The following is an 11,869-nucleotide window of genomic DNA, read 5'->3' as shown; positions in this document are numbered from 1 at the left end:
TCAGTGTCCCACCTCCGGGGCCAGGCCCCAGGACGGGCCGACGTCATGCCCCCACAGCGGGCGCGACGGTCTCAGCGGTCTCCCGAGCCTCGACGGCCGGCGCGCCGGATTGGGCGACCGGTGTGTCAGCCTGGTCCGCGCCGGGAACGCGACGCACATTGGGCGCGAGGGCGATCGCCAGCGCGACGGGCGCGACCAGGACGATCATGGCGCGGTGGTAGCCCACCGTCTCGGCCATCAGCCCCAGGACCGGCGGTCCGATCAGGAAGGCGCCGTAGTTGATCGTCGACAGCACGGACACCCGCGCGGCTGTCATCTCCGGCTCCTTCGACAGCGCCGAGGCGCCGGTGGGGAACACAAGCGCGGCGCCCGCCGCCCACAGCACGACGCCCGCCAGCGCTAGCCAGGTCGCGGGCGCGAAGGACACCAGCGCCAGCCCGGCGCAGGCGGACAGCATGAGGACCTGGAGCAGGCGGTCGGCGCGGAAACGCCGGTGCAGTCCCGTCGACGCCAACCGCACCGTCGCCATGACGGCCAGGAACAGGGAGAGCACGGCCGAGGCCTGGGCGGCGGGCAGGCGATACCCGTCGATCATCGACAGGGCGAGCCAGTCGTTGGCCGCGCCCTCGAGCAGCCCCCCGGAGAGCACCATGAGGGCCACGAGCACCGTGCTCCTCTCACGCCATGCCCGCCAGGTCCGCCCCCCGGCCCGTTCCCGGTCCCCTGCCGCGGTGGCGTCCGCCTCACCGTCTCTCGGCCCGCCGACGGCCGAGAAGGAGGCGACCTCGTCCTCGGAGAGGTAGAAGTGGGAGGACACGAACGTGACGATGAGGACCAGAAGGCCCGTGACCAGCAGATGCGCTGTCACGGAGACTCCGATGCCCGCCAGGGCCGCCCCCGCGAGGGCGCCCGCGACCATGCCGGCGGAGAACATCGCATGGAGCTTGTCCAGGATGACGCGACGGCGCGCGGCCTCCACGAGCCCGCCTTCGATGTTGCCGGTGGCCGACCACAGCGACGAGCCGCAGCACACCGCGATCAGACACAGGGACAGCGTCATCCGCGATCCGACATGCGCGGCCAGGGCGACGCCAACGATGCCCGCCGTCCACATGCCGACGCCGACGCGCGTCGTGGCCCGGGCGCCGATGCGTCCGACCAGCGGCCCCGAGGAGGGCAGCGCGACCAGCGAGCCGAGCGAGCCGACGAGCAGCATCTGCGCGAGGTCCGTGGGGGCGAGGTGCAGCGCGTCGCGCAGGGCGGGCAGGCGCGACACCCACGACGAACTGGAGACGCCGAGGATGAAGAAGACCATGAGGCATGCCCAGGTGGCACGCACGGTGCGGGTGCTGGAGATGGCAGGGGACACAGCAGGCTCCGGGGGACACGGCAAGGAGGGATCCAGGGGATGGGGACGGCCCTTCGGCGGGTGCCGGGGGCGTCCGCTGCGGCGGGACCGTCCGATCCGATCATCGGAACCGGCCTTGCCACTGCGAGTGAGTGATGGGAGGAGATGGGTCGAGGACAGCCGGGACGCAGACGGGCGGGAGGCGCCCCAGAGGAGAACCCCCGGTGAGTCCACAGGGACTGACCGGGGGCGACGGAGTTGCGGGGAGGCGGGACTCAGCGGGTCTCGCGGTGCAGAGTCGACGTCCGGCAGCGCGGGCAGTACTTGTTCAGTTCGAGGCGGTCCGGCGTGTTCCGCCGGTTCTTCTTCGTGATGTAGTTGCGCTCCTTGCACACTGAGCATGCCAGCGTGATCTTCGGGCGCACATCCTGCGACTTGCTTGCCACGGTCCGTACCTCGCTTGATGATTCGTTCGCCGCCCGGCCACCCCGGTCGCCCGGACGATTCCACCTGGTAGCGGGGCGGATCGGAACCCGCGACCTCACGATTACAGGTTTCTTCGCCTCGGGCTCTCACGCGGCCGGGACGCTTGTCGGCGTTTGTCGCAACGATCCTAACCTACGTCAGCGCCGGCCTCCTCATCCATGTGGCCGCTCGCACAGTGCGAAGGGGCACATTCTGCTCTCCGGCGGCCCGCAGATGGGAGCTGAGGGGAGTCCGCAGGCCGGGCCGATGGCGGCCCGACGACATAGCCTTCTGTGTGGCAGCGGGGCGCGCCCGCTCCTGCGCCTTCTCATCCGCGCATGCACCCAGGGAGGCAACGACGGTCGTGATCACACTCGCAGGGCCCATCGGCAGCGGAAAGACGACCCTCACCCGCATCCTCGCCGAGGATCTGCACACCCGGGCCTTCTACGAACCGGTCGAGGGCAATCCGATCCTCGACGACTTCTACCGCGGCAACGAGGTCGCCGCTCGCCAGCGTGCCGCCGGGGTCGCGGACGCGCACAACCCCTACGCCTTCCTGCTGCAGGTCTACTTCCTCAACCGACGATTCAGCGCCATCAAACGGGCGATGGAGGACGACAACAACGTGTTGGACCGCAGCATCTACGAGGACCGCATCTTCATGCGGATGAACTACGACCAGGGCAATGTCACCCGCGTCGAGTGGGAGACGTATGACTCGCTGTTCGAGAACATGATGGAGGAGCTCGCGTTCGCCGCCCACAAGAAGGCACCGGACCTCATGGTCCTCATCGAGATCAGCTACCCGACGATGATCGAGCACATCCGCCGGCGCGGACGCCCCTACGAGCAGATCGAAGAGGATCCGAGCCTCGTCGGCTACTATCACTCCCTCCTGGACTACTACGCGCAGTGGAAGCGCGACTATCTGCGGCAGGGCATCAGCGACCTCATCGCCATCGACGCCGACAAGTACGACTTCACCGACGACGCCCACGACCGGCAGGCGGTCCTCGACCAGGTCCGCGCGCGCCTGCGCGCTCTCGGCAAGATCTAGCGACAGCGATCGCAGGCACGCCGCTCATGCTTGGCCGGTCAGGCTCCCTGAGCATTGGCGGCGGAAGAAACGAGGGGCGATCCCCTCGTCACCAGCGCCTTCATGAATCCGCCCATGAACGAGTCGCCAAGTCCGATCGTCGTTGGCAGAGTCGTGCGGACTTCGCGGCTGGGCGCGATCAAGATGCCTGCCCGGCAAACCGCGGAGTCGCGAGCCAGGGTCTTCCCGAGGGGATCGAGAGGCTCCGAGGCGACTCTCCTCAGATCTGTCTCGGTTATCGCGTCACCGCGCAGGAATCGCGCCCCCGCCATCACACAGCCTTCCTCGGCGGCTAATCTCATGCGGGCGGCGTCAGCTCCCATGACGGCCACGTAGTGGGAGGTGTGGACCACGATCGTCGAGGCGCGAAGGAGTCCGCGAAGCTCCCCCATCATCGAGACCAGGGACTCGGCACGCTCCAGATCGACATTGCGTCCGATATAGTCCTGAGCCTCGTCCTCGTTCAGGGAGTGAACAGCCACGATATCTGGAATAAGTTCCAGGACGACTGATCGCAATGGCGGATTATGGAACCCAGCATCCTCGTAGACCACCGGCACCCCCTGAGCCATGCCCGCCATCATGCCCTTCAGTTCGAGCAGACGGCCGCGCAGCAACGTCGAGGACTTCATGGTGTTGAGACCGGAGATGAGGAATGCGTCGGCCTCCGAGAGAACCCCCGGAAGATCCGGGCTGAGCCTCATCAGCTCGTTCGGTTCGTCATTGACGAGGATGACCCGATTGGGGCGGGTCGAACGGACTTCGACACCATCGGACAGCCTCACATGTGTCCCTTTCGGATACTGCACGATGAGATGCGGATCCACGGTGTCACGGTCGGCGCTCGAGACGATCGACACTTCGGGGGGCAAAAGCTGTCTCACCTCATCCGACGTCGAGACGAGGTGGACGGTCGATCGGAATCCGATCTTCGCGAGGCAGATTGCGCTTCGGACGCATGTTCCCCCCAAAGTCACCTCATAGGTGAAGTGGGCCTCGAACGCCCGCAATGCCCTCTTGTCGGTGACGTGTCGCTCTCCACCTGCACTGCGCGCGACGAACCGCAGCAGTGCGACGAGCACATCTCGCTGGGTCGCGAGCGGGCCTTCGCGCTCGAGCTCGGCCGATCCGATATCGGCAGTATCCACCAGTTCTTGGACGACTCCCTGATCCCACCTGAGCTCGTGGTCGACGGTGCCGCCGAGCCCGAGCACGAGATGCCCGCTCATCTCATTCCTGTCCGTTCACCACGATCAGTACAGAGCCGCCTTGCCTGCGGAGCCGAAGAGATCGATCTTCTGCCCAGCGCACTCACGTAGCGCTTCCTGGCAACTGGGCTCGATCATGTTTGGCTCTCTCAGGTCCCGGTCCTGGAGAACCTCCCGCATACGGCGGAAGTAGACGGCCTTGATGTCGGAGGAGATGTTGATCTTGTTGATGCCCGTTCGCGCGGCGATCCCGACCTCCTCATCTGGATTGTTCGACCCTCCATGGAGCACCAGAGGGATCCCCACCCGGGCCTTGATGTCCTTGAGCAAGTCCAGCCTCAGCTCCGGCCGAAGTTCCCTCGGGTACAGCCCGTGCCGTGTCCCGATGGCCACGGCCAGCGAGTCCACTCCCGTCTCCTCGATGAAGCGGGTCGCATCCTCCGGATTGGTATAGACGATGTCGTCGGTTCCGTCTTCGGCGAACCCGTCCGTCTTCCCGATCGTCCCGAGCTCGCCCTCGACCGAGAGGCCGACGGCATGTGCGGCCTCAACCACACGACGCGTTTCCAAGACGTTCACCTCCCACGCGTCGCGCGACCTGTCGATCATCACCGAAGTGAAGCCCGCCTGGATAGCTAGCAGAACCTGCTCGTAGGTCGCTCCGTGGTCCAGATGGATGGCCGTCGGGACCGACGATCGATTCGCTTTCTGGATGATCGCGGGAAGCATATCGACACCGATATGGCGAAGCTCGTCCGGGTGGATTGCCACGATATGCGGAGACCTCTTCTCTTCACAGATCTCGAACACAGCGTTCAGCATCGAGAAGCTCGAGATGTTAAACGCCGGGACCGCGAATCCGTTCTCGTTTGCAACATTCAGGATCTCTGAACCTGTTGTGAGCATCGGGAGCGCCTTTCTCTAGTGGAATCGTCAAGATCAACTCTTGACGGATCCAGCGGTCATACCTCCAATGAAATGCCGCTGGAAGAAAATAAACAAAATGACGACGGGAATCGAACCAAGAACAGACATCGCCATCATCTGGCTCCAATCATAGGAATGCTGCCCCATCAGCAGTTGAATTCCGATCGGAACCGTCCTCATATTGTTCGTCTTGGTCAACGTCAGAGCGAATAGATACTCGTTCCACGCGATCATGAAGGTGTACAACGCCACTGACACGATCCCCGGAATAGAAACCGGCACGAGGATCCGCCACAATGCTCCGAACGAACTCGCGCCGTCCATGTTCGCAGCCTCGTCGAGTTCTCTTGGAAGCGTGTTGAAGTATCCCGTGAGCATGATGATCGCGTAGGGGAGTGTCAGCACCATGTACGTCAGAATGAGGCCGGGATATGTGTTGTAGAGCTTGAGTTTCACCATCAGCCCGAAAAACGGGATCAGGAGCGTGATCGGAGGGACCGCCTGCATGGAGATGATGACCACGTTGATGACGCGCTTTCCCGGAAACTCGTACCGACTAAAGGCAAAAGCGGCGAGAACAGCCACGAGGACAGTCAAGAGCGTCACCGAACCCGCAACGAGATAACTGTTGAGGAAGAATCGGATCTTCTCCGGGTCATGGAGGATCTCCGCATACGCTTCGAACGTCGGCGAGGAGAACAACTCAGGTGGATCCGCGAATATCCTCGAGTTCGGTTTGAAGGAGGACAGGACCATCCAGAGTATGGGAAGCACGGCAAAACAGGCACCCAGGAGGAGACCGATGCTGACGCCAATCCTCACACGGACGTCATGCCGTCTTCTTGAAGCACCCATAATCAATTACTCGCCTCCTGAGTTCGGACATATCCGATGGCCAGGATCATCGACAGCGCCAATGTGACCACCGCGGACGCCGACGCACCAGAGAAGTCGTACTGAGAGAACGCCAGCTTGTATGTGAACGTCGAGAGCATCTCCGTCCGATTGAGAGGACCACCCCCCGTCGTCATCCATATGAGAGCGAATTGCTGAGATGTCCAGATAAGGTCCAGCATCGCCATCGAGACGATGATCGGCTTCAATTGAGGGATCGTGATATGCCAGAACTTGCGTGCGCCACCTGCTCCGTCCACCTCCGCCGCCTCATAGAGGTCCATGGGAATCCCCTGCAGACCGGCGAGCAAACTGATCATGAAGAACGGGTAACCTGCCCAGATGTTGATGAATGTGACAGCTGGAAGCGCCATGGACGGATTCGACAGCCACTCGATCTGACCGCTGGCCAGCCCCAAGCTGTCCAGAACGAAATTGACGACTCCATTGGGATCAAGCAGCAGCCTCCACAGGATGGCGATGATGGCCACCGTGAGCAGCCACGGAAGCACGAAGAGCGTTCTGAAAACCGTTCGCGTCATCCGAGATACGTGGCCGGAGTTCAAGAGCATCGAGAACACGAGGCCCAGGATCAGATGTGCGACGACGCTCACGATGGTGAAGATCGCCGTGTTCTTCACCGCCGTCCAGAATTTTGCGCTTCCTAGAATCTCGAAGTAGTTCTCGAGTCCCACGAAAGTCGAGTGGTTGCTGGTGATCACGGAATCCATCAGAGAATAGGAGATCACCATGGCGATCGGCACAACGAGAAGCACCGTCATGACCAGGATCGTGGGACTGAGATAGGCATATGGCACAAGCCTTCTCAACATGGACTTTCTCCGCCCCGGCTCACGGAGTCCAGTCGGGACTCCGGGCGCCGGTGTTCGGTTGGTGCTCATGAAAGATCTCTCTTCTTCGCGGGGGGCAGACCGCCTCCGGGACTGCCCGCCCCCCGCGCGTCGTCGCTTCGGCTGTCCCCGCCTCAGAACTCGCCCTCCCAGGCCTGTTGGACGTTGCTGAGCATTGTGTCGACATCGACATCACCATTGAGATAGCCCTGGAATTGCTCGTCGAATTCACGCATGAGAGTCTCCGAGACAGGAAGTCCCACGAACTCATTCGCCGGAGTTGAGCTGTTCCAGATCTCGAACGCTTCCTTGTAGATCTGGTTCTCGTCAACGAATTCGGGTTTCGCCTCCGTGTTCCCCGGGAACGCCATGGCGTCATTGCTGAGCTCGGAGTTCACATCCTTGGAGAGAAGGAATTCCACAAGCTTCCAGGCCTCCTCAGGATGCTCGGTGTTGGCCGAGATCCCGATCCCCCACGAGGCATATGGCATGCCTCTAGTTCCCGTGTAGCCATCTTCGGCTGGAACCGCGGAGATCTTGAAGTTCAGATCCGGATTCGCCTCCTGGATCGTGGTGATATGGGCAAGGGAGTCGATCATCATGCCGACCCGGCCGTTGGTGAAATTCTCGACCTTGTCCTGTTCCTTCATCGTGAATGCGCCCTCGGCGATGTCGCCGGCGTCCCACATCCCCTTGATGAACTCGACAGCGCTCTTGACATCGCCGTTGTCGACGTCGGGCTTCCCGTCGGATGTCAGCATCGAACCGCCCGAGGCCCACACCCAGGACATCACATCGTTCTGAACTCCATTGGGCGACTCCTGCGACAGTGGAAGGATCCAACCGCTCGCATTGTTCCCTGTGGCAGCGATCTTCGAAGCCGCATCGGCGAACTCGCTGCGTGTTGTCGGAACGGCCTCAACTCCGGCGGACTCCATCAGGTCGGTGTTCGTGAACATCGGATACACGAAGTTGACCAGGGGAATCATGTAGGCCTTGTCGTCGATCTTCACCTGGCTGGCGAGTTGCGAATCATCGTACGAATGGTCCGACATGACCTGGGAGAGATCCTGAATCGCTCCTTGTTTGGCAAAGTCTGAGACCCATGCGCCGTCGAGGCCGACCACGTCTGACATGGTGCCGGCAGCCGCTCCCGCCACCAGTTGCTCTTTGGTATCGGCGTAGGGGCCAGACAGCAGCTTGACCTTGATGCCCGGGTTCTGTTCCTCGAACTGGTCCATCAGTCCCCTGAGGGCTCCGTCCGGGAGTTCCGGTTCCCACCATTGCGCCAACTCGATCGTGACATCACCTGACGCGGTCCCCGACGTGCCGCTCTCTGCGCCTCCGCCGCACCCGGCGAGCGCCAGTGCCGCAACCATCGCGGTGGCAACCGGGGCCATTCCCCTTGTCTTGTCTCGCATCGTTCCTCCATCTCCATCGATGTGCAGCATTTTGCGTTCTTTTGCTCTCTATCGCTGCCATCGAAGAATCTAGCGACCCACTCCTCGCAAAAACAGCATCTTCAAGTAACAATCTAGTAACAATCAGGGTCTTGCCGCACGATCAGTCATGGCTCTACTACGATGAGGGCTGTGAGCGAGACAGCACAACGACTCCCTGCGGGCCGCAAGGCCGAGGTTGCCTCGGCGGTCTCAGAACTAGGCCAGGTGACAGTAACCGAGCTTGCCGATCGCTTCGCCGTGTCCGTGGACACGATCCGTAGAGACCTGGACCAATTGGATGCGGAAGGTCTGGTCATCCGCACCCGTGGTGGTGCGATGTCACTCTCTGCCGTCCCATGGCACGACACCGGGTTGGACGACCGATCGAGGCTCCGGCCGACGGAAAAGGACGCCATCGGCCAGCTGGCGGGCACTCTCGTTCCCGATGGCGCCGTGCTCTTCATCAACGCGGGGACGACAACGCTGGCGGCCGTCCGTCACCTCTCCCGGCGCCGCGAGCTCATCATCGCGACCAACAACCTGAGAATTCCCCTTGAGATCTCGCCCGACTGCTGCCGAGATCTCTACGTGCTCGGCGGCCAGGTTCGGCTCTCCGGAGCCGTTGCAATCGGCCCCGTCACCTTCACCAATCCGCTGACGGGCACCGAGGTGGACATCCGTGTCGACCTCGCACTGCTCGGCGTCGGCGCCGTCGACGCCGAGAACGGCTTCTCGACGTCGAACCTCAGCGAAGCCTCAATGATCGCCGAAATGGCGGCAAGAGCCAAGAAGGTCGCCGTTCTCGCAGATTCGACGAAGTTCGGGAAGAGCCTGTTCGCTGCCATCGGAGGACTGTCCATGGCGGACTACCTCATCACGAACGCCGCGCCGGACCGGCTGCTCGCCGAGGCCCTCAAAGCGCACAACGTCGAGGTCCTGTACCCCTCTGACGGGGATGGCAGCTGACGACTCTCTTGTCCACACACTCGACGCCGACCGCACGCGAGCGGCCCGGCGACAGAGGAGAACCCGATGAACGACCCAGTCCTGCAGTCCGACTTTGACGCCGAGACCGATGCCCTCCTGAGGTTCGGAGCGCGCTCGCAGGCCCAACACGGATTCGGATGGCTCACCGACGACGGCTCGATCGATCCCGGTCGCGGTGTCCAGCTGTGGGTCACCGGACGGATGACCCATTGCTTCGCCCTCGGACGACTTCTGGGGGAGGACTGGTGCGGACCTGTCGCCGAGCACGGCGTGCGCTGTCTCCTGGACGGCCCTCTGGCCAACGCCCCGGGCAACGGCTGGTCCACCGTGGTCGGCATTGACGGCACGGACAGACGTCTTCCCCAGCAGGCCTACGACCATTCGTTTGTCATCCTCGCAGCCTCTTCCGGACTGGCCGCTGGAATCGACGGTTCTGCGGACCTTCTTGACCGCGCACTGCGCAGCTTCGACTTGCTGTGGTGGGACGAGACCGCAGGAATGGTCCTCGACTCACGGGACCCCGTGACGGGTGTCGTCGACCCCTATCGCGGGGCAAACGCCAACATGCACACGGTTGAGGCGCTTCTCGCGGCGTGGGCGGCAACCGGTGATCGCGTTCATCTGTCCCGCGCGCTTCGGATCACCAGCCGCATCCTGAAATTCTTCATGTCGCACGACTTCAGGTTGCCCGAGCACTTCAACGCCTCATGGGAGCCGCAGCTTTCCTACAATTCCGATGCCCTCGCTGACGCGTTTCGCCCGTTCGGCTCCACCATCGGGCATTGGCTCGAATGGTCACGGCTCATCCTCGAGGTCAGGAACGAATGCCGTTCGCAGGGCGTCGTCTATCCCCCTGCCTTCGACAACGCCCCGAAGCACATGTATCGAAAGTCACTGGCGGAAGGGTGGGGACCGGACGGGCATCCCGGTTTCGTCTACACCGTCGATTTCAAGGGGAGGCCCCTCGTCCGTCAACGCATGTACTGGGTCCTGTGTGAAGCCATCGGAGCAGCCGCGACCTTGTCGCACGTGAACCATGACGAGTCCTATGCCCTCGACATCCGCGACTACTGGTCATATGCCAGAACCTGCCTGATCGAGAGACCCGGTCAGTGGCATGAGGAACTCGACGAGAACAACACCCCTTCCGACCGCACCTGGTCGGGCAAGCCCGACATCTACCACGCCCTGCAGGCGATGCTCATCTGCAAGCTCCCCGTCGGGCCGTCGTTCGCCGCTGCTCTGGCAGGCCAGCGATGACCCCGCACACCCCGTCGCCCCGTTCCTCCGGCTCGCAGAAGGTCGGTGCGCGGGCGGCGGGCCCGCATTCAGTCCAGCAGCCATTCCCCGGTGAGGAGGAAGCCGGCGAGGTCGACCGTCAGCACCAGGCCCGCGAGGGCGATGACGGCCGTCAGAAGCCCTGACAGACGCGCGCCGTACCGGCTCTGGATCCGGTCGAACCATGCCGTCAGCCGTTGCGCGCCGCCTGCCAGGAAAGCGCCGGTGAAGACGAACAATGGCGCCTGGCTGACCAGGATCCAGAGCACCTGGGCGCCGACGACGGTCGGAATGGAGCCGTTGTGACCGGACAGGGCGATCAGGGCCAGGTATGACGGATCGGTGAGGGCGCTGAGGGAGAACAAGATGCCCGCGCCCAGCAGGCTGCGGCCCGCCCAGCGCTCGGCCCGAGGGCTGTTCTCCGGTTTCCCCGGCGCGGCCGTACTGCGTCGGCGCCAGCGTCTGGCGGCCCAGAACCACAGCAGGCCGACCGCGACGGCCTCCACGATCACCCAGATCTTGTTGGAGACGCCACCGAGGAGACCGGCGGCATCCGTGACGAGCGCGCCCAGGAACAGTGAGGAGACGGTGCCCACGAGCACGGTCCCGACAAAGACCGTCCCGGCGAAGAGCGCGAGCGAACGGCGTGTGGCGCCTATTCGAAGCGCGGTCACCGCCAGCACGACCCCCAGAACGTCGACGCCGGCGACGCCCAGGCCGGCTGCGATGAGGATCAGGTCCATACAAGCATGCTGCCAGACATCCGTGGGGGCCGCCGGCCGCGCCTGCGGTCACCGGGCGTGGCCGGCGAGACCGGGGGCGAGCGCGGCGAGGAGGCCGCCCGCCGCGAGCCTGGCCTGGGAGCGCAAGCCGGCGACATGCGCATCATGGTCGGCGACGCCCTCGTCGAGATGTTGTCAAGGATCTCCACGCGACTGTCGCTCACACCGCACAGGCCGGCGATGCCGACGTTGAGGTGGCGCTCCATGAGCGGTGTCGTAGCCGCGCTTGGCGAAGGCCTCCGGCGCCTCCCCCGCCAGACCGATCCACCGCACCGCCTCCAGACCAGATCGTCGTCCTCCGCCATAGAACAGGCCGTTGTTCCACACGCGGTCGATGAAACCCTTCGTGATCACCGGAAACGAGTACGACCACGCCGGGAACACGAAGACGACGGCGTCGCAGCCCCGCATCCGCTCGGCCTGGCCCATGACCTCATCCGAGTAGCGTTTGTCGAGGTCGCCCCCGTCCGGCTCGTCCGGTTCACGGAGCACCGGGTCGAATCCCGACCCGCGCAGGTCGAGGACGTCGACGTCGGCACCTCACTGGCCAAGCGTCTCAACCACGTCTCCTGCGATGGCCGCGGCCAG

General features: G+C 63.6%; 11 protein-coding genes and 1 pseudogene. 3 read left to right on the top strand and 9 right to left on the bottom strand.

Annotated elements, in window-relative coordinates:
- Positions 1-43: 43 nt before the first annotated feature.
- Positions 44-1,582 carry an MFS transporter gene (locus ACFQWG_RS00185; protein WP_380971061.1) on the bottom strand — a complete coding sequence of 513 codons (1,539 nt, stop codon included), beginning with the start codon at positions 1,580-1,582 and terminating at the stop codon, positions 44-46.
- A 41-nt stretch (positions 1,583-1,623) separates the two neighbouring features.
- Positions 1,624-1,794, bottom strand: coding sequence for a 50S ribosomal protein L33 (rpmG, locus tag ACFQWG_RS00180; protein WP_366109415.1), 171 nt, complete (start codon positions 1,792-1,794; stop codon positions 1,624-1,626).
- 383 nt (positions 1,795-2,177) lie between these two features.
- Here rpmG and ACFQWG_RS00175 point away from each other — a divergent pair, with 383 nt between their 5' ends.
- Complete coding sequence (locus ACFQWG_RS00175) at positions 2,178-2,873, top strand: deoxynucleoside kinase (RefSeq protein WP_380971059.1); 696 nt, start codon at positions 2,178-2,180, stop codon at positions 2,871-2,873.
- A gap of 38 nt (positions 2,874-2,911) precedes the next feature.
- Here ACFQWG_RS00175 and ACFQWG_RS00170 read toward each other — a convergent pair whose 3' ends face one another.
- From ACFQWG_RS00170 to ACFQWG_RS00150, 5 genes are all read right to left on the bottom strand, one after another.
- Positions 2,912-4,141 carry an ADP-dependent glucokinase/phosphofructokinase gene (locus tag ACFQWG_RS00170; RefSeq protein WP_380971057.1) on the bottom strand — a complete coding sequence of 410 codons (1,230 nt, stop codon included), beginning with the start codon at positions 4,139-4,141 and terminating at the stop codon, positions 2,912-2,914.
- A gap of 24 nt (positions 4,142-4,165) precedes the next feature.
- Complete coding sequence (locus ACFQWG_RS00165; RefSeq protein ID WP_380971055.1) at positions 4,166-5,026, bottom strand: ketose-bisphosphate aldolase; 861 nt, start codon at positions 5,024-5,026, stop codon at positions 4,166-4,168.
- 33 nt (positions 5,027-5,059) lie between these two features.
- A complete protein-coding gene (locus tag ACFQWG_RS00160; RefSeq protein ID WP_380971053.1) occupies positions 5,060-5,869 on the bottom strand; it encodes a carbohydrate ABC transporter permease in 810 nt (269 codons plus the stop codon).
- Between the two features lie 35 nt (positions 5,870-5,904).
- Positions 5,905-6,723 (bottom strand): carbohydrate ABC transporter permease, encoded by an 819-nt coding sequence (locus ACFQWG_RS00155; protein ID WP_380971052.1) that lies wholly within the window; start codon positions 6,721-6,723, stop codon positions 5,905-5,907.
- 203 nt (positions 6,724-6,926) lie between these two features.
- Positions 6,927-8,243 carry an ABC transporter substrate-binding protein gene (locus ACFQWG_RS00150; protein WP_380971050.1) on the bottom strand — a complete coding sequence of 439 codons (1,317 nt, stop codon included), beginning with the start codon at positions 8,241-8,243 and terminating at the stop codon, positions 6,927-6,929.
- 141 nt (positions 8,244-8,384) lie between these two features.
- On the opposite strand from ACFQWG_RS00150, the gene ACFQWG_RS00145 reads away from it, so the two are divergent.
- Both ACFQWG_RS00145 and ACFQWG_RS00140 read left to right on the top strand, forming a co-directional pair.
- On the top strand, positions 8,385-9,200 hold the full coding sequence (locus ACFQWG_RS00145) for a DeoR/GlpR family DNA-binding transcription regulator (protein WP_380971048.1): 816 nt from the start codon (positions 8,385-8,387) through the stop codon (positions 9,198-9,200).
- Positions 9,201-9,266: 66 nt separating this feature from the next.
- Positions 9,267-10,481 carry an AGE family epimerase/isomerase gene (locus tag ACFQWG_RS00140; RefSeq protein ID WP_380971046.1) on the top strand — a complete coding sequence of 405 codons (1,215 nt, stop codon included), beginning with the start codon at positions 9,267-9,269 and terminating at the stop codon, positions 10,479-10,481.
- Between the two features lie 68 nt (positions 10,482-10,549).
- Here the strand turns inward: ACFQWG_RS00140 and ACFQWG_RS00135 are convergent, their stop codons facing one another.
- Complete coding sequence (locus tag ACFQWG_RS00135) at positions 10,550-11,242, bottom strand: hypothetical protein (RefSeq protein ID WP_380971044.1); 693 nt, start codon at positions 11,240-11,242, stop codon at positions 10,550-10,552.
- A gap of 174 nt (positions 11,243-11,416) precedes the next feature.
- Positions 11,417-11,809: pseudogene (locus ACFQWG_RS00130) on the bottom strand (NAD(P)H-dependent oxidoreductase); the annotation flags it as partial.
- Positions 11,810-11,869 lie beyond the last annotated feature (60 nt).

Origin of the sequence: Schaalia naturae, assembly GCF_042665795.1 — a bacterium.
GTDB classification, from domain to species: Bacteria; Actinomycetota; Actinomycetes; order Actinomycetales; family Actinomycetaceae; genus Pauljensenia; species Pauljensenia naturae.
Note: the sequence above shows the minus strand (reverse complement) of the source record. Positions and strands in the feature narration are given on the sequence as shown.

Coding starts and splice junctions, on each gene's coding strand:
- ACFQWG_RS00170 (WP_380971057.1), bottom strand. CDS start 4,141: ATGAGCGGGCATCTCGTGCTCGGGCTCGGCGGCACCGTCGACCACGAG.
- ACFQWG_RS00165 (WP_380971055.1), bottom strand. CDS start 5,026: ATGCTCACAACAGGTTCAGAGATCCTGAATGTTGCAAACGAGAACGGA.
- ACFQWG_RS00155 (WP_380971052.1), bottom strand. CDS start 6,723: ATGACGGTGCTTCTCGTTGTGCCGATCGCCATGGTGATCTCCTATTCT.
- ACFQWG_RS00150 (WP_380971050.1), bottom strand. CDS start 8,243: ATGCTGCACATCGATGGAGATGGAGGAACGATGCGAGACAAGACAAGG.
- ACFQWG_RS00140 (WP_380971046.1), top strand. CDS start 9,267: ATGAACGACCCAGTCCTGCAGTCCGACTTTGACGCCGAGACCGATGCC.
- ACFQWG_RS00135 (WP_380971044.1), bottom strand. CDS start 11,242: ATGGACCTGATCCTCATCGCAGCCGGCCTGGGCGTCGCCGGCGTCGAC.